At 61.0% G+C, this 15,814-nt stretch carries 17 protein-coding genes, 1 tRNA gene and 1 pseudogene; 7 read left to right on the forward strand and 12 right to left on the reverse strand.

Going from position 1 to position 15,814, the window contains the following annotated elements; all coding sequences use genetic code 11:
* The first annotated feature begins 183 nt into the window (after positions 1–183).
* Both G7A66_RS09650 and G7A66_RS09655 read left to right on the forward strand, forming a co-directional pair.
* Entirely contained in the window at positions 184–540 is a 357-nt protein-coding gene (locus G7A66_RS09650) for a hypothetical protein (protein ID WP_174295481.1), read from the forward strand.
* A gap of 756 nt (positions 541–1,296) precedes the next feature.
* A complete protein-coding gene (locus G7A66_RS09655) occupies positions 1,297–1,839 on the forward strand; it encodes a recombinase family protein (RefSeq protein WP_174295482.1) in 543 nt (180 codons plus the stop codon).
* Positions 1,840–1,866: 27 nt separating this feature from the next.
* Here the strand turns inward: G7A66_RS09655 and G7A66_RS13990 are convergent, their stop codons facing one another.
* From G7A66_RS13990 to G7A66_RS09675, 4 genes and pseudogenes are all read right to left on the reverse strand, one after another.
* Positions 1,867–2,175, reverse strand: coding sequence for a hypothetical protein (locus G7A66_RS13990; RefSeq protein ID WP_206675159.1), 309 nt, complete (start codon positions 2,173–2,175; stop codon positions 1,867–1,869).
* A 592-nt stretch (positions 2,176–2,767) separates the two neighbouring features.
* Positions 2,768–3,760: a tyrosine-type recombinase/integrase gene (locus G7A66_RS09670; protein WP_174295484.1), complete on the reverse strand. Its 993-nt coding sequence runs from the start codon at positions 3,758–3,760 to the stop codon at positions 2,768–2,770.
* Positions 3,761–3,994: 234 nt separating this feature from the next.
* Positions 3,995–4,156 (reverse strand): annotated as a pseudogene (locus G7A66_RS14635) (DUF6538 domain-containing protein); the annotation flags it as partial.
* Positions 4,157–4,335: 179 nt separating this feature from the next.
* Positions 4,336–4,422 (reverse strand) — tRNA-Leu (locus G7A66_RS09675).
* 216 nt (positions 4,423–4,638) lie between these two features.
* Between G7A66_RS09675 and G7A66_RS09680 the strand changes: the two genes are divergently transcribed.
* A complete protein-coding gene (locus tag G7A66_RS09680; protein ID WP_174295485.1) occupies positions 4,639–5,589 on the forward strand; it encodes a complex I NDUFA9 subunit family protein in 951 nt (316 codons plus the stop codon).
* 19 nt (positions 5,590–5,608) lie between these two features.
* Here G7A66_RS09680 and G7A66_RS09685 read toward each other — a convergent pair whose 3' ends face one another.
* From G7A66_RS09685 to G7A66_RS09700, 4 genes are all read right to left on the reverse strand, one after another.
* The gene (locus G7A66_RS09685; RefSeq protein WP_174295486.1) at positions 5,609–6,091 is read right to left on the reverse strand and encodes an NfeD family protein; all 483 of its coding nucleotides are present in this window, start codon (positions 6,089–6,091) and stop codon (positions 5,609–5,611) included.
* On the reverse strand, positions 6,091–7,104 hold the full coding sequence (locus tag G7A66_RS09690; protein WP_174295487.1) for an SPFH domain-containing protein: 1,014 nt from the start codon (positions 7,102–7,104) through the stop codon (positions 6,091–6,093). The genes G7A66_RS09685 and G7A66_RS09690 overlap by 1 nt, the downstream gene beginning before the upstream one ends.
* A 140-nt stretch (positions 7,105–7,244) precedes the next feature.
* Positions 7,245–7,484 (reverse strand): hypothetical protein, encoded by a 240-nt coding sequence (locus tag G7A66_RS09695; RefSeq protein ID WP_174295488.1) that lies wholly within the window; start codon positions 7,482–7,484, stop codon positions 7,245–7,247.
* A 128-nt stretch (positions 7,485–7,612) separates the two neighbouring features.
* Complete coding sequence (locus tag G7A66_RS09700) at positions 7,613–8,497, reverse strand: dienelactone hydrolase family protein (RefSeq protein WP_174295489.1); 885 nt, start codon at positions 8,495–8,497, stop codon at positions 7,613–7,615.
* Positions 8,498–8,554: 57 nt separating this feature from the next.
* Here G7A66_RS09700 and G7A66_RS09705 point away from each other — a divergent pair, with 57 nt between their 5' ends.
* A complete protein-coding gene (locus G7A66_RS09705) occupies positions 8,555–10,288 on the forward strand; it encodes an AIM24 family protein (protein ID WP_174295490.1) in 1,734 nt (577 codons plus the stop codon).
* A 7-nt stretch (positions 10,289–10,295) separates the two neighbouring features.
* Here G7A66_RS09705 and G7A66_RS09710 read toward each other — a convergent pair whose 3' ends face one another.
* Positions 10,296–11,321, reverse strand: coding sequence for an NAD(P)H-dependent flavin oxidoreductase (locus tag G7A66_RS09710; RefSeq protein WP_408609255.1), 1,026 nt, complete (start codon positions 11,319–11,321; stop codon positions 10,296–10,298).
* A 166-nt stretch (positions 11,322–11,487) separates the two neighbouring features.
* Between G7A66_RS09710 and G7A66_RS09715 the strand changes: the two genes are divergently transcribed.
* Entirely contained in the window at positions 11,488–11,940 is a 453-nt protein-coding gene (locus tag G7A66_RS09715; protein WP_174295491.1) for a hypothetical protein, read from the forward strand.
* 33 nt (positions 11,941–11,973) lie between these two features.
* On the opposite strand, the gene G7A66_RS09720 is transcribed toward G7A66_RS09715, so the two are convergent.
* Complete coding sequence (locus tag G7A66_RS09720) at positions 11,974–13,254, reverse strand: aspartate kinase (RefSeq protein ID WP_232366794.1); 1,281 nt, start codon at positions 13,252–13,254, stop codon at positions 11,974–11,976.
* Positions 13,255–13,379: 125 nt separating this feature from the next.
* On the opposite strand from G7A66_RS09720, the gene ubiG reads away from it, so the two are divergent.
* The gene (gene ubiG, locus G7A66_RS09725; protein ID WP_174295492.1) at positions 13,380–14,165 is read left to right on the forward strand and encodes a bifunctional 2-polyprenyl-6-hydroxyphenol methylase/3-demethylubiquinol 3-O-methyltransferase UbiG; all 786 of its coding nucleotides are present in this window, start codon (positions 13,380–13,382) and stop codon (positions 14,163–14,165) included.
* Positions 14,166–14,184: 19 nt separating this feature from the next.
* On the opposite strand, the gene G7A66_RS09730 is transcribed toward ubiG, so the two are convergent.
* Positions 14,185–14,673, reverse strand: coding sequence for a nucleoside deaminase (locus tag G7A66_RS09730; RefSeq protein WP_408609256.1), 489 nt, complete (start codon positions 14,671–14,673; stop codon positions 14,185–14,187).
* Positions 14,660–15,013 (reverse strand): arsenate reductase, encoded by a 354-nt coding sequence (locus G7A66_RS09735; protein WP_232366795.1) that lies wholly within the window; start codon positions 15,011–15,013, stop codon positions 14,660–14,662. The genes G7A66_RS09730 and G7A66_RS09735 overlap by 14 nt, the downstream gene beginning before the upstream one ends.
* Positions 15,014–15,217: 204 nt before the next feature.
* Here G7A66_RS09735 and G7A66_RS09740 point away from each other — a divergent pair, with 204 nt between their 5' ends.
* The gene (locus G7A66_RS09740; RefSeq protein WP_174295493.1) at positions 15,218–15,748 is read left to right on the forward strand and encodes a DUF2306 domain-containing protein; all 531 of its coding nucleotides are present in this window, start codon (positions 15,218–15,220) and stop codon (positions 15,746–15,748) included.
* The last annotated feature ends 66 nt before the right edge of the window (positions 15,749–15,814 follow it).

The raw sequence follows: 15,814 nt of genomic DNA on the forward strand, positions 1-15,814 counted from the left end.
CCATCATCGGACTGGCCGCTTTCTGAAATTCTACGCCATAAGCTGCTTTTCAGCTAACGCCCCATGAGCAGACATTCGGCTTCAACCCAGTTTGTGGATCAATTCCATCTGAGCTACGACCGAGGCGAACCACGGTGATGGAGGAAGTAAGCTATGCCCGACTGTCCTAAGTGTCGCGGTTTGATGACGGAAGGATATGCTTACAATCAGAGTGACGGCGGTCGTCTTGGGTGGATTGATGGTGAGGCGACCTTCTGGTCGAGTTTGACGGCTGGATTCCGAAAGCGGACGGCCGAACTGGATGCTCGGCGATGCGGAAACTGTGGCTTTGTGGAGCTTTTTGTCGAAGCCAACTCTAAACCTATCAAAACGCTAAAATCGGTTGACGAGGAAAACGAACAGTTGCGCAGGCTCGTGGCGAAACTTCAGCAGCGCGTGGAGACTCTGGAAACCATCGCAACCGACCCGGCGGAACGGACGGCTCGCGAGATCGAAGACCTGCGTTGCCTGCCGCCCTTGGGTTCTCAAAACAACGAATAGCTTTGTCCGCTGCCCACCCCATTTTCGGACTATCATACTTCAAAAGGCGCTCGCTAGAAGCGGATATATCAATTGCAGCCACTTGCGCAGAAAGCTGCTTAAGAGCCATCCAGCGGTCGGCTTGCCTCTCCCACCTGCCTTCTCCTTCGCATTATTTAACTGTCCGTCGGCCGATCTCCTTCGACTGTTTGTCCGCAGAAACTCTCTTAATATATAAGAGTTATCGCGGACACGGATGGCGTGATTTCGACTTCAATCGATTACCTCCGAAGGAGGAATGGACCGCAGGGCTTGCGGCGAGGCGCACAGCGCCTTGTCGAAAGTCCAAGGTCTCGAAGGCAGCGCCTGTGCGCGTAGCGTGCAGGTGTTGCCGCCCGTTGATCATCTCATGAGTATTCCGGCAGCGGGCACCCGGCTCCGCTGACGCTACGCCGCGCACCCTTGCGAACAGCTTCCAAGGATCGACATCTGGCGATGCCGCTCCTTCTCGCTGTTCCTCTTTTAGGAAGTCGAACTCACATCGATGTCGATGTCGATGTCATCTCGGTGTCTTTGCTCGACCCCCTCACTTTTTGATCCATGGGGGCGGAGCCCCCTCTCGATCAGATCGGCGAGTGGACAAGCTTCCCATTTCAAATGAGTAAACTCACCTGCGACTGTCCGCAGGGGATCGGAATCGCGTCGCAAATAAATGTCTTGCGGATTTTGAGATGCATGAGACCATCGGGTCTAATCTCAAATGAGGCAGGAGAAGCGATGCTCGTCGGCTATGCGCGCGTGAGTTCAACCGGACAGTCACTCGACATCCAGAATGAGGCTTTGGCAGAAGCAGGATGTGAGAAGGTGTTCGCCGAGAAGATGTCGGGAAGGTCAGCCAGTGATCGGATCGAACTCATCAATGCCCTCGACTTTGTGCGGGAAGGTGACACGCTGGTGGTGACGAGACTGGATCGTCTCGCGAGGAGCGTGGGTGACCTTCACCAGATCATCGAGAAGCTGGCCGAGAAGAATGTCGGCTTCCGCTGCCTCAACCAGAGCGGCGTCAATACCGATAGTTCGACCGGCAAGCTGATGTTGTCGATCCTTGGTGCCGTTGCCCAGTTCGAGAACGACATCCGCCGCGAGCGTCAGATGGAAGGGATCGCCAAGGCGAAGGCGCAAGGAAAGTATAAAGGCCGTCCTGCTACTATCGATCCCATGAAGGTGAGAGAACTTCGTGAGCAGGGTCTGGGAGCAGCCCAGATCGCCCGTGAGATGGGAATCGCTCGGGCGAGCGTCTATCGGGCGCTGGCGGCGTAGTAGAAAGACAGCTTACCCTGACTGACTTCAATCGTCGGGATCGTATCGGTCGTCATCGCGATCATCCCAGTGATCGTCATCGTCGTCGTGATCGTCATCATCATCATCATCATCATCGTCATCATCACCATGATCGTCGTCGTCGTAGTCGTCGTCATGGTGGTCGTCGTGATCGTCATCTCGATCATCGCTGTCGTCCCAGTCGTCGTCGCGGTCGTCGCGATCCCAACTGGCTTGTTCGCCGTAGCCTTCCCTGCGGTCATCGTCGTCTGGATCAGCCAGTGCAGGATTGGCAGCAAAGGCGAGTGCGCTTATGAATGCAATCTGCTTCAACATGGCAAACCTCCACTTGCTCAATGCACCGAAAGGCGATTTGTTGCGCAAGCGTCCGCTTATCGACACCATGACATCAGTTCACAGCGCCAAAGCGCCACATCGTCGCTTGACCCACAGACGATCTGTGAGACGCTCAACTGATGATCGACCAACCCACTGACCGAGATGATCACGAGATCGCCACATCGAGCATGAGCGAACCCGTCAGGGCTCCAGATGCTCCCCTCAACGATGATGAGGGTCATTGGCTTGAGACCGTCCTCAACAGCCTCCCAGAACGCTCACGCGAGACTAGAGAAGCGTTGCTGAAGGCTCTGGTTGACGGTCCTGATGGTGCGGGTCCTCTTCTGGGACTCGAACCCGCCACCACTGAAAACACAGCAGAAAACTTGATCCAGATGAAGGACTCGAACCAGCAGCCCCTGCTCGCTCCTCTTCTGGGCACCAACGCTTATCAACGCACTGAAACCCTTGAGAAATCGTCGCACAGACGGTCCCCAGAGAGCGTTTGCTACGGAAAACTGCTACGGGAAGATGGCCTAACATCATCCCCAAAGGCGCAGGAGACCGTCACTTACGAGCACCGTGGGTGCTATCTGGCGCCTGCCGCCAGATGGCGAACATCGACCTGATCGAAGGAGAGTCTCACGACGGCATCATTCAGCGCCTCCACTCGGTAGCCGCTGCCGTAGTTCTCGGACACTGCGCTTCGTGACGAGCCGGTCGTCCACCCACCGAGCAGCATGGCGATGTCATGATCTACTCGCGCAGCGCGTAGCTCATCTCTGAAGTTATGGCGAAAGGAGTGAAACGAAGTGCGCGGCTGATGAGCGCCAGACGCGCGCAGGAACTGCGTGAACCACTTGCTGAAGACGACCGGACGAGAGCCGGTCGATCCAGTCTCGATGTCGTCGAACAGCTTCGTTTCACCTGCTTCCCGCTTCGCGGCAGCGAAATCGAGGAGGCCGCACTCAACCAGCTTCGGGTGAATGGGGATCACCCGATCACTCACAGCCGTCTTGAGATGCTTGTCGGTGCTGCCCACGAGAGAACGCTCGCTCACAACGATGCACTCAATCCTATCGATCTCCCGTATGTCGGTCGTGTCGAGCGAAGTTATCTCTCCCAGTCGAGCACCGCTGAAAAGCGCAATGAGCGGAACCCAGAACCGCGCATTGCGTGGACGCATGTCTCCGGCCTCGTTGTAGCCTCGCTCCCCGTCTGCACAGCCACGATAGAGTGGAGCGTTGAAGATTGTCTCAAGCTGCTGCTGCGAGAACGGAAGGCGCTTGTCGCGTTTGCTGACTGGATCGGGCAGGCGAAGGCCGCGCGCTGGATTCCGTGCGAGCAGTTCTTCGTTCACCGCCCAGTTGAGGAAGCTGCTCATGTTCGACATTAGGGAGTTTGCGTTGGCCGCGCTGATGATCTTGATGTCGCCGCGAACTCGCGCGCGAGCCGCCGCCTCGCGCGGGGTGAGCTTCGGGAAGACCTTGCCCGCGTTCGCTGGAAGAAATCGGAGGACATCTAACAGGTCGCGGCAATGAGCACGTGAAATCGACGCGAGCGGAGTTTCTTCGCCGAGCACCGCAATGGCCAGCTTACGGCTAGTCTCGTATGCTTCGCGCGTGTTCGCGGTCCAAGCACGAGTGGGATCGTCGATGTAACTACGATAGCCCTCTCCAAGGGTGAGGGACCTGATCGGCTGAAGGGACTGCATCGAGGGAGCGGAAACGGGTGAGAGACCCTCCCCGGCATCGTCTCCAAACGGTTTCAGGAGCGTCTCGTCCACTGCCGCCCCTGCCACCGCGCGAGCTTCCTCAATAACGGCTTCGATGCTCGCAGCGACGAGGGGCAACCGCCGCTGGGCAACAGTCAGGCTGTCGGTTCGAAGTGAGCGCCAGATTTCGAGCCGGTTGAGAAGCCGTTGCGCGTCGGCGGGAAGAGTCTTCCGATAGTAGAGCGTGCGCCCCCGTCGATGCACACTTTTGGGCAAATCCCGTAGCAGCTTTCCGTAGCACCCACGGTGCTCGTAAGTGACGGTCTCCTGCGCCTTTGGGGATGATGTTAGGCCATCTTCCCGTAGCAGTTTTCCGTAGCAAACGCTCTCTGGGGACCGTCTGTGCGACGATTTCTCAAGGGTTTCAGTGCGTTGATAAGCGTTGGTGCCCAGAAGAGGACTCGAACCTCCACGCCCTTGCGAGCGCCAGCACCTGAAGCTGGTGCGTCTACCAATTCCGCCATCTGGGCACCGGAGCGGTCCGGTCATCTGTGGCCGGTCCGCGGGTAGGAGCGGGCCGATAGCTTAGCATCGGCCGTCCTGTCAATCACAAGTCGTGCATTCCTGCCTGAACTGTTGCGAGTTTTGGACCATTGCGGCATGGCGCTGCCAAGGGCTATGCGGCCTTGGATCGGTGCCGCACGTTTATGCGCGGTTCACAAAGTTAGCGGATGTCGAGCGATATTATGGCCAAACGCGATACTCTGGATGGAAAGCTTGTCACCCTGTTCGGGGGCAGCGGGTTCTTCGGCACGCATATTGCGCAGGAACTGCTCGAATGCGGGGCTCGTCTGCGCATCGCCAGCCGCAATCCCGAAAAGGCATTCTCATTAAAGCCGCTGGCCAATCTTGGCCAGATCCAGTTCGCCCGCTGCGATATCACCGACCTGAAAAGCGTGCGCGCCAGCATGCACGGGGCCGATGCTGCAGTGAATCTGGTCGGGGCGTTTTCCGGCAATCTCGACCGCCTGATGGGAGAAGGCGCCGGGCACGTCGCCCTGGCAGCGCGTGAGGCAGGCGCTAGCGCCCTGGTGCAGATAAGCGCGATCGGCGCAGATGCAGACAGCGCATCGGGCTATGCGCGGGCGAAAGCTTTGGGCGAGCAGAGAGTGCACGAAAACTTCCCGAGTGCCACGATCCTGCGCCCCCCGATCCTGTTTGCAGAAGACGACGAGTTCATCACCATGTTTGCGGGTCTCGTGCAGTCCTTCCCCGTCATGCCGGTCTTCGCGCCCGACGCGCCGCTGCAGATGTTGTATGTTGACGACGCGGCCGATGCGGTCGCTGCGGCGCTTTCGGACCCTGCCCGGCATGGCGGGAGAATTTACGAGATCGCAGGACCCGAACCGATCACCATGATGGAACTGAACCGCAGGATCGCCGAGGCCCAGGGCCGCAGTCGCAGTTTCGTGCCGGTGCCTGACGGCCTTTCGGGCTTCTTCGCCAAGCTGCCGGGGACTCCCATGGGCACCGATCAGTGGCTGATGCTGAAGGAAGGGAACGTGCCTTCCGGTCGCTATGCCGTCCTTGAGGATATGGGCATCGAGCCGCGGCCTCTGGGCCTTTTTCTGGATCGCTGGATGGTGCGATACCGGAAGAACGGGCGCTTCGCCGACAAGACCCGGGATACGATCTGACCGGCACTAGAGGATCTGTTCAGGCAGGACCCGCCGGCAACGTGCCTTCGTCTTCAATCAGGGTGAGCGGTTCGACGAGCATTGTCCCGCCTTCATTGCCGGTAATTCGGACATGGGCACCCTTGTCGAGGTCTGGCCCGCTCGCCAGCCATTCACTGTCACCCTGCTTCACGCGGCCCGAACCGTTCATGATCGGCTGCGTCACTGTCGCTGTCTGACCGACCAGCCGGCCCATACGATTGTTCAGTAGCGGATCAGAACTCTTGATCGGACTGTCGCGCAGGAAGCGCTTGGCCGAGAATACCGCTATCAGCGCGAGGAACACGAAGCTGACGATCTGCATGACGAGGTCGGGCTCGGCAGCGAAGACCAGCACGCCGGTGGCCAGCGCAGCGATGGCGAGCCAGACGAAGTAGACGCCCGGCACAAGCAGCTCCAGGCCCGCCAGGAACAGCCCCAGCGCGATCCAGACATGCCAGGCTTCGATGCCGGTGAGGTCCATCAGCTGCGGTCCGTACGGTGTCCGCTACGTCCGTCGGTGCGCGGCACAGTGACACGCGGGCGTTCGGGTATGGGCGTGCCCGAAGAGTCGTTCGTCTGCACTGCGTCCGGCTTGGTGATGTCGCGCACCAATTCGCCGATACCGCCCAGCGAACCGATCAGCTGCGTCGCCTCTACCGGAAACAGGATCGTCTTGGCGTTGGGCGATGTGGCGAATTTGCCCAGCGCCTTGGTATATTCCTGCGCGATGAAGTAATTGATCGCCTGATTGCCGCTTTGCGCGATGGCGTCGGAAACGGAACGGGTTGCCTGTGCCTCGGCATCGGCGGCACGTTCGCGCGCTTCGGCGTCGCGGAATGCCGCTTCGCGCTTGCCTTCGGCCGACAGGATTGCGCTCTGCTTTTCGCCCTCTGCGCGCAGGATCCGGCTTGCCCGGTCACCTTCGGCTTCGAGGATCTCGGCACGCTTCAGCCGCTCGGCCTTCATCTGCCGCGCCATCGCTTCCGAAATGTCGATCGGCGGGCGAATATCCTTGATCTCGACCCGGGTAATCTTGATGCCCCACGGGGAAGTCGCATGATCGACGACGGAGAGCAGGCGCGCGTTGATCTCGTCACGCTTCGACAGCGTCTCGTCCAGATCCATGCTGCCCATCACCGTCCGCAGGTTCGTGGTGGTGAGGGCGAGAATGGCATTCTGCAGGCCGGAAACCTCATAGGCAGCCTTGCCGGCGTCCAGTACCTGAAAGAACACCACGGCATCGACGCCCACCATGGCGTTGTCCTTGGTGATGATTTCCTGACCCGGGATGTCGAGCACCTGTTCCATCATGTTGATCTTGTGCCCGACCCTGTCGATGAAGGGGAAGATCAGATGCAGGCCGGGTTCGGCAGCCAGGGTGAATTTCCCCAGCCTCTCGATCGTATAGACAAACCCCTGTTTTACCACCCGCACCGCCATCAGCAGGAAGATCAGCAGCAGCAGGACGAACAAGCCGAGAATTATATACAGCATAGGTGACACCCTCTCTCATCGGCCAACCTACATCAGGCCGGGGCGTCGACCAACAAAAAGCGATGCCGATGTGCGGACATGACGAAAAAGGGCCGCACCCGCGTGCGACCCTCTTGAGAATTCATCTTGTAATGAAGAAGTCAGACGCTGACCGCGTTATCGTCATCATCGTCATCCAGAATGGTCAGCAGGCCAAGGATGAGCGCAGCGAAACCGACGAGTACGATCACGCGGGCGGAACTTTCGTCGTTACCCAGCTGGGAAGATGTCGATTGGCTGACAGGTGCAGCCATGCGGTCGATCGATGCTGCCTGTGCGGCAACCGGGGCTGCCGCAAGCGCGATAGCTGCGGCAATGGCGGAATGACCGGCAAATTTCATGATAATCTCCTGAACCTTATGCAGTGTTTTTCGTTTGCAGGACCGTTCCCTGCTTCATCGACACGCAATGATGCGGCCAAGGTGCATTTGTCAATGCCTAGATCGCTGAGTGGCGCTTTACAGCATGCTCAAAGCTGCGACCCATATAGTTCCAGAATGTTGTCATAGGCCCGCTCTGCTGCCGCTTCGTCATAGGCGGGCGAATCCAGCACCGTCCAGCCATGGTCGGCAGGATAGACTTCGACTTCGACGGGAACACCTGCTGCCTCCGCCACCTGCCGCAGCGTGATCTTGACCTGCGGATCCTTTTCATCGTCATTCTGCGCGATGGCGAAGAGGAAGGCGGCCTTCGTGTCGTCAAGCAGGCGATGGGGGCTCATCTCGCCTTCGCGCACCAGTCCGCCGCCATGCAGCGACGCGGCAGCGCGCACCCGGGTGGGAACGGCAGCGGCGGTGTAGACCGTGAAGGGCCCGCCCATGCAATAGCCCTGCGTACCGATGCCGCGCGTGGTGTCCACCGCTTCCTGTGCATCCATCCAGGCGATCGCTGCCGTGGCGTCGCGCATAATCGCCTGCGGACCGAGCATCTCGCGCATGGTGCCCGCTTTCTCGAAACCGTTATCGCCCTGGAAAGCGGCGAAATCCGCCCATAGCGGCGCCCGCTGGCTGCGATAATATTGATTGGCGACCAGAACGGCATAACCCTCGCTCGCCAGGCGCCGGGCCATGATCATGAAGGCTTCGCGAAGGCCCGCGATGTCGGGCCACAGCAGCACGCCGGGGCGGCGTTCGCCGGCGGGATGCACGAAGAAGGCGTCCATTTGCCCATCAGGCGTCTCGATCGTCACCATACGCTCGGTCAGGCGGCTGGCGGCTTCGTCGACACCCAGCATCGTGCCGGTCGCGGAACATGCGGTCAGCGAGGCTGCGGCACCGGCCGCACCGAAACCGGCGAATTGCCTGCGGTTGAGCGCCTTCAAGTTGAAATTCGCCAGATCCTGTTCATCGCACATCGTTGCTGTCCTTTTCCGCTTTGCCATTCCGTTTCGCTTGGCATTGCGGATGTTAGCATGCTGGCCAACCTCGTCCAGCGGCGGCCCGCGCAAAGACCTGGTGCGGTTTCGCTTGCCCGGGCCTGCGGCATTTGCAAGGCCCTGCCCCATGCCGAACAAGAAGGTGACCGGGTGAAATCTGTTCTGGGCTGGCTCGGCCGGCGAACCTTGCTCTATCTGGCGATCGTCGCGGCGCTGGCCTTCTACGTCCTCGTCTGGCCTTCGGTCTCGAGCTACATCGGGCAGGGATCATTCCGGCAGGACATCGCGTCCACCGAAAGCTTGAGCGCCCGAACGGAGGAGGCGCTTGCGGCATCCGTAGAGCGCTGGAACGCACTCGGTGACGAGATCGCCGACCTGCCGGGTGAAGCACTCGCCGCCCGCCTGGAGGCAGCGGAAGCTCAATTGGCAAATCTGCAGGCGGAGCAGAGCGAGGGCGGCGGCTGGCTGGACTCCGTTCGCCCCAGCCGCATAATCGAAAGCTATCGGCGGGATTTGCAGATCGGCCTCCTGCGCAGGGAGATCGGGCTGTTGCAGGCAGCGCGTGACCGGCAGTCCGCGCATGCGGCGCTTGCGCCGCTGGCGCGGGTTCCGACTGAACGCGCCATCGCCACGGTCGAAGCACGCTGCGCGCGCGCTGAACGCGCGCTGCAAGCCTACAGCCGCCGCAACCCGGTGGACCGCACGGCGCGGGACTGGATTTACGGGCAGGGACCGCAGCTGGAAACCCGGCGCGACAATCAATGCGGGCTGGCAGGCAAGCTGGCAGCGCGGCGCAAGGCAGGAATCGCTGCCGCCACGGCCGTAGGACAGGCGAATGCGCAATATGCTGCACTGGCGACGCAGTCTGCCGATGCGCTGCGACGGGTCAGTTCTGGCGAAACTCGGGCCACCCTGCGCGACCTGATGGAAAAAGCGGCGCTGCTGCTGATCGGCATCTTGCTGATGCCCTATGTCATCCGGCTAATGTTCTGGTTCGTGCTTGCGCCCATGGCAATGCGGCGCGGTGCCATTCACATCGCGGTCCCGGGCGGGCGCGGCGCGCCTGTCAGGCAAAGCGCGCCCTCGACCGTTTCAACGTCGATAGACCTCCAGCCGGGCGAGGAATTGCTGGTGCGGCAGAACTACCTGCAGTCCCTGTCCGATACTGTGGAGAGCCGCACGAAGTGGCTGCTCGACTGGCGTCACCCGCTGTCCAGCATGGCGAGCGGCATGGTGTTCCTCACCCGGATCAGGGGAGACGGGCAGATGTTGACCGTGTCGGACACGCAGAACGCCTTCGCCGAATTAGCCATCATCGACTTGCCTGCGAATTCCGCCTGCGTGTTGCAGCCGCGCGCGCTGGCGGCGGTAGTCCAGCAACGGAACGCGCCGATGCGGATCACCAGCCATTGGCGGCTGTTTTCGCTGAACGCATGGCTGACGATGCAATTGCGTTTCCTGGTCTTTCACGGCCCCGTCCGCCTGGTGCTGAAGGGCGGGCGCGGGATCAGGGTGGAATCGGCCAAGGAGGGGCGCGTCCTGGGTCAGGAACAGATGGTCGGCTTTTCGGCCGATCTTGCCTATTCGGTGACGCGGACGGAAACCTACTGGCCCTACTTCTTGGGTAAGGAGAGCCTGCTGAAAGACAAGGTTCGCGGCGGCGACGGTGTCCTGATCGTCGAGGAATCGCCGATGGCCTCGCAGCGCGGCGGGGTTCGTGGCGGGCTGGAAGGAATGATAGACGCAGGGATGAAGGCGTTCGGTCTCTAGCGGTGCGTCAGTGCCGTTGCAGCGCCGTCTCGCACTGGTCCATCAGACTGCCGATGATGGTGGCGACCGGCTCTTCCACCTTGACCATGCCGACCGACTGGCCAGCCATCAGGCTGCCGTTCTCGACATCCCCGTCGATGACCGCGCGGCGCAAGGCACCTGCCCAGTAATGTTCGATCTGCAATTGCGCTTCGGCCATCTTGATCTCCTTGCGGTCGAGAACGCCGGCCACTTCGCGCTGCTTGCCGGTAAAGGCTTCGGTGCCCTTGTTCTTCAGGGCGCGGACGGGGATCACCGGCAGGCGGGCATCGACCTGCACGCTGGCGATGGCGTCGCGCGCATTGGCGCGGAAAAAGGCTTTCTTGAAATCGGGATGAGCGATGCTCTCGGTCGCGCAAGCGAAGCGGGTGCCAAGCTGTACGCCCACCGCGCCCATTTCCAGATATCCGGCAATCGCCTCGCCCCTGCCGATACCGCCGGCGACGAAGACGAGATGATCTGCGCTTAATTCGGGCAGGAATTCCTGCGCCAGCACGCTGGTGGAGACGGGGCCGATGTGGCCACCCGCTTCCATACCCTCGATCACCAGGGCATCGCCGCCCGAACGCAGCAGTTTCTTCGCCAGCGCCAGAGTGGGGGCGAAGACGATGACCTTCGCCCCGAAAGCCTTGATCGCCTCGACACTGCCCTTGGGCGGAATGCCGCCAGCCAGCACCACATGCGTGACGTTGTGCTTGGCGCAGACCTCGATCAGGTCGGTAATGTCGGGATGCATCGTGATCAGGTTCACGCCGAAAGGCTTGTCCGTCAGCGCAAGCGTTGCCGCGATTTCGCGGTCGAGCAGGTCGGGTGTCATGGCTCCGCAGGCGATGACGCCAAAACCGCCTGCATTGCTGATGGCGGAGACGAGATTGCGTTCCGACACCCAGCTCATCGCCCCGCACATGATCGCATATTCGCTGCCTAGGAATTCGGCACCGCGCTGCATCAGCGCCTTGCTCATCGCGTGATCGAAGTTGGCCTGGTCGCTCATCTGTCTGGTTCCGTCCTGCATACCGCCCGGCGCGGAAACGGCGCGGGACTGTTCGCCCGGCGCTTAGGCAAAGCCGCCCCCGCCTGCAAGCGCGCCGGATTTTACGGAAACTCACCCGCCGCCATGCGTTGGAAAGGCAAATCACCCGTCAGAGGATAATCACGACATGGCCAGAAACACTCCCATTCGCCCCGCTCCATTCGCCGCCTTTGCGGCCCTCGCTGCCGGCAGTCTGGCCTTGGCGGCCTGCGACAGCGGACAGGATCTCGGCGAGACGGAGGTTGATGCGGTTCAGCCCGCCGGTGCGCCCGATGCGGCCGCCGGCATCACTGCAGAAGCGCTGGAGACTAACCAGATTATCTCGCGCGCCGGGGTTCTGGCGCAGCAATTGAGCCAATCCGTCCCGCTGAACGATGAAGGCGAATGGGTCGCCGAATTGCAGGATCTAATACAGAACCGCGCCGGAGAACTGCCGGATGAGCTTGCGGCGCAACTGATGCCGGAACTCGAAGCTCTGGTCGCCGCGCATCAGGCGAATGACGAAACGGCAAGGAAGGTAGCTGCGCAGGCAATGGTCGTCACGTTGCGGCAGGCGGCCCCGATCGGCGGAGAAGTCTGACCCCGGTCGTCATCTGGCTGCGCGGAAAACCGCTCAGGCAGTCTCGTCCGCAGCATCCAGACCATAGGCCGTGTGCAGCACGCGCACGGCAAGTTCCGTCTCGTCCTCGTCGATCATCACGCTGACCTTGATTTCGCTGGTGGTGATCGCCTGGATGTTGATGCCGCGGTCAGCCAGCGCCTGGAACATGGTGGCGGCGACGCCTGCATGACTTTTCATGCCGACGCCGACGACACTGATCTTGGCGATACGGCTGTCGGTGATGATGCGGTTGAACCCTATGCTGCCGCGCTTGTCTTCCAGCAAGGCCTGCGCCCGCGCCAGATCGGACTGCGGCACGGTGAAGGTGACGTCGGTCTCGCCCTTGTCGCGGCCCACGTTCTGAATGATCATATCGACATTGATCGAGGCATTCGCGAGCGGTTCGAAGATATGGGCCACCGCGCCGGGCTTGTCGGGAACGCGGGTCAGGATGATCTTCGCCTCGTTCTTGTCATGCGCGATGCCGGTTACGTGCTGGCGTTCCATGTGGCCATCCTCCAAAATTCGGGTCATTTCCTCGTCCGACACGATCAGCGTGCCCGGCAGATCGTCGGCAGGGGTCGCATCGTCGTCGACGAAGGAGGACAAGACCTGCACCCGCACCCCTTCCTTCATGGCGAGACCGACCGAGCGGGTCTGCAACACTTTCGCGCCGACGCTGGCTAGCTCCAGCATTTCTTCATAGGTCACCGCCTTCAGCTTGCGGGCCTTGGCGACGATGCGCGGATCGGTGGTGTAGACGCCGTCGACATCGGTGTAGATATCGCAGCGATCGGCCTTCAGGGCAGCGGCTACGGCAACGGCAGAAGTGTCCGATCCGCCGCGTCCCAGCGTAGTGACGCGGCCTTCCTCCGACACGCCCTGAAACCCGGGAATCACGGCGATCTCGCCCTGTTCAATCGCGGCAATCATGGGCGCAGCGTCGATGCTCGCGACGCGCGCGCGCGCATGGGCCGATACGGTCTTCATCGGCATCTGCCAGCCCAGCCAGCTGCGCGCCTTGCAGCCCAGAGACTGCAGCGTCAGCGCCAACAGGCCAGAAGTGACCTGTTCGCCGCTGGCGACGACCACATCATATTCGGCAGGATCGTAAAGCGCGTTCGCCTCGCGGCAGAAATTGACCAGCCGGTCGGTTTCGCCCGCCATCGCGCTGACGACCACCGCCACCTGATTGCCGCCCGCGGCCTGGCGGCGGACGATATTGGCCACGCGGCGAATCCGTTCCGTTCCGGCCATCGAGGTGCCGCCGAATTTCATCACGATGCGGGCCAATCTATCACCTTTCATCGGGCTGCTGCGCTGCCGGGTTTTCGGGCCGGGGTTTGCGCCGTGGTTCCGGGCCGAAGTTTCGCCCCATGGCGCTGGCGCGGGCTTTGCGGCGCTGTTAGGATGCGGGCATGGACGATGCAACCGTATCAAATGTAAGCCACGGCACAACGCAGCTTGGATCCGGCGTGACGATCAGGCCGGAAGAAGCCGCGCATTTCGGCAGCCTCGCTGCGGATTGGTGGGATCCCAAGGGGTCGTCCGCCATGCTCCACCGCCTGAATCCGGTGCGCCTGCGCTTTCTGCGCGATGCCGTGGACATGCATTGGGGCGGCGATGTCGAAACGACGCGGCCGCTGGATGGCAAGCGGGCGCTGGATGTCGGATGCGGTGCGGGCCTTTTATGCGAACCGCTGCGGCGGATGGGGGCGGACGTGACCGGCGTGGATGCGTCGGCGCAGAACATCGCCGCCGCCATGGCTCATGCCGAGGGTAGCGGCCTCGACATCGACTACCGGGCGGGCGAACTGGGCAGCTTGGGTCTCGGCACCTTCGACCTGGTCACCAGCCTCGAGGTGATCGAACATGTCGCGGACAAGCAGCGTTTCATGGCGCAGCTGGTCGGCCACCTCGCCCCGGACGGGCTGATGGTACTGTCCACGCCCAATCGCACGGCGCGTTCGCGCATGCTGATGGTGGAAGGAGCGGAATTGCTGGGGCTGATCCCGCGCGGCACCCATGACTGGTCCGATTTCCTGACACCTGAAGAACTGACCGATCTGTGCCAGATTGTCGGGCTGACCGTCACTTCGACACAGGGCATCGGCTTTTCGCCGACGAAGGGCCTGCACCTGTCCGACGATCTTGCGCTGAATTACATCCTGACCGCCCGTCGGCGCAGCGCTCCCACGCTGTAGCCTTCCTGACCATTGGGGATCAGTGGTTCGCCTGCATTTCTTCAGGCACGTCATCACATGGATGAAAATACAGCGGAGTGCAGCGATCCACCAGCACGCCGCCGGTGATGGCAAGATCGTCCTTATAGGCGTCGGCGATGTAGTCGAGGGTGGAGAGATGCCGATCCTCGAAATACATCTCATGCACGTCCTCCCGACCTGCTCCATAGACGATGCGAGTGACGCCAGCCCAGATCGCGGCCATGGTGCACATGCCGCAGGGCTGTAAAGTGGAATAGAGCGTGGGGCCCCTGATCTGCATGTTTCCCGCAGCCCGCAACGCAACAATCTCTGCATGCGCGGTCGCATCGCAGGTTTCTGCGGTGCGGTTGACGCCACTGGCGACCAGCGCGCCGCCGCGAACGACCACGGCTGCTTTCGGCGTATTGGCAGGATCGGTTCCCTTTTCCGCAATGGCGAGCGCGATGGCCTGCGCCATCCATTCCGCATCGGCATCAGCCAAGGTCATTTTCCCAGATCGAGGGTGTGAAACCGACCAAAACGCGCTGCGCCTTCACCGCAACCGGACGCTTTATCAGGGTGGGATGCGCCTGCATCAACTGCAGAGCCTTGGCCCGGTTCATGTCCTTCTTGTCCGCTTCGTCCAGATTGCGGAAAGTCGTGCTGCGGCGGTTCAGCAGCACTTCCCACCCGACCGTGTCCGCCCACTCCTCAAGATCGCTCGCGGGTACGCCGTCGCTGCGAAGGTCATGAAAGCTATGGTCGACATCTTTGGCTTCGAGCCAATTGCGCGCCTTGCGAACCGTATCGCAATTGGGAATTCCGTATACGGACACTCTGCTCATCATTTTGCCTGCTCTTTCCTTGCTCGATAATTCTGTGCAATCCGGTATGCCTTGAACTGAGGCACTCCGGTGATGGCTTCAGCCGGAAACCTGTGGGGCACTTAACGGATCGGAAGGTCACAACGATCCTGGCATGTTGGCGTTAGGGCACGTGACCCAAGAACAAAAATAATCGCGATAGTGTTCAACTTTCAGGGAGGGACTACGATGGCGACCAGGGCTGCTTCGAGTGCAGAGCTTCAAACCCGCAAGATGTGGGGATACAAGCCGGGACCGATGGATTACGTCTTGTCTATCGGGTGCTTCCTGATGCTGGGCGCCATGATCCTTGCGGTATGGCGGGGCCGTGAGCAGGTGGCTTCCGTTCCATTTACCTACCCCATTCATTTCATCACGCTAGGAGTGGTTCTCACCTTGACTCCGATCCTGCTTCTGCGAGCGAAAGGCGACCGGCTGCACAGGGTGCTGGGATATGTGTGGATCGGATCGATGGTAACGACAGCCATTGACTCTTTTTTCATTCGCGACATCAACGATGGTGGGTTCAGCCCGATCCACCTCCTCTCCATACTGACGCTTTTCGTCAGTTGGCGGATCGTGGCATCGGCGCGGAAAGGTGATCATGCGGCGCATCGCAAGCATGTTCATGGCATCGTGATCGGAGCCTTGCTGATCGCAGGATCGTTCACGTTCATGTTTGGTCGGCTATTCGATATCTGGCTGGATCTTGGCGCCTAAGGCGGCGGCGGCTTGAACGAAGATATGACCAGCGGGTTTCCGCACGTCATTGGGGATGTGGTGACT

The sequence above is a fragment of the Alteripontixanthobacter muriae genome, from assembly GCF_013336795.1.
Classification (GTDB): Bacteria; Pseudomonadota; Alphaproteobacteria; order Sphingomonadales; family Sphingomonadaceae; genus Pseudopontixanthobacter; species Pseudopontixanthobacter muriae.

Excerpts from the sequence above, each read along its gene's own strand:
- G7A66_RS09700 (WP_174295489.1), bottom strand. The coding sequence starts at position 8,497 with ATGTGCGATGAACAGGATCTGGCGAATTTCAACTTGAAGGCGCTCAAC.
- G7A66_RS09650 (WP_174295481.1), top strand. The coding sequence starts at position 184 with ATGACGGAAGGATATGCTTACAATCAGAGTGACGGCGGTCGTCTTGGG.
- G7A66_RS09715 (WP_174295491.1), top strand. The coding sequence starts at position 11,488 with ATGGCCAGAAACACTCCCATTCGCCCCGCTCCATTCGCCGCCTTTGCG.
- G7A66_RS09695 (WP_174295488.1), bottom strand. The coding sequence starts at position 7,484 with ATGAAATTTGCCGGTCATTCCGCCATTGCCGCAGCTATCGCGCTTGCG.
- G7A66_RS09730 (WP_408609256.1), bottom strand. The coding sequence starts at position 14,673 with ATGACCTTGGCTGATGCCGATGCGGAATGGATGGCGCAGGCCATCGCG.
- G7A66_RS09690 (WP_174295487.1), bottom strand. The coding sequence starts at position 7,104 with ATGCTGTATATAATTCTCGGCTTGTTCGTCCTGCTGCTGCTGATCTTC.
- G7A66_RS09705 (WP_174295490.1), top strand. The coding sequence starts at position 8,555 with ATGCTGGCCAACCTCGTCCAGCGGCGGCCCGCGCAAAGACCTGGTGCG.
- G7A66_RS13990 (WP_206675159.1), bottom strand. The coding sequence starts at position 2,175 with ATGTTGAAGCAGATTGCATTCATAAGCGCACTCGCCTTTGCTGCCAAT.
- ubiG (WP_174295492.1), top strand. The coding sequence starts at position 13,380 with ATGGACGATGCAACCGTATCAAATGTAAGCCACGGCACAACGCAGCTT.
- G7A66_RS09685 (WP_174295486.1), bottom strand. The coding sequence starts at position 6,091 with ATGGACCTCACCGGCATCGAAGCCTGGCATGTCTGGATCGCGCTGGGG.
- G7A66_RS09735 (WP_232366795.1), bottom strand. The coding sequence starts at position 15,013 with ATGATGAGCAGAGTGTCCGTATACGGAATTCCCAATTGCGATACGGTT.
- G7A66_RS09680 (WP_174295485.1), top strand. The coding sequence starts at position 4,639 with ATGGCCAAACGCGATACTCTGGATGGAAAGCTTGTCACCCTGTTCGGG.
- G7A66_RS09740 (WP_174295493.1), top strand. The coding sequence starts at position 15,218 with ATGGCGACCAGGGCTGCTTCGAGTGCAGAGCTTCAAACCCGCAAGATG.
- G7A66_RS09655 (WP_174295482.1), top strand. The coding sequence starts at position 1,297 with ATGCTCGTCGGCTATGCGCGCGTGAGTTCAACCGGACAGTCACTCGAC.
- G7A66_RS09710 (WP_408609255.1), bottom strand. The coding sequence starts at position 11,321 with ATGAGCGACCAGGCCAACTTCGATCACGCGATGAGCAAGGCGCTGATG.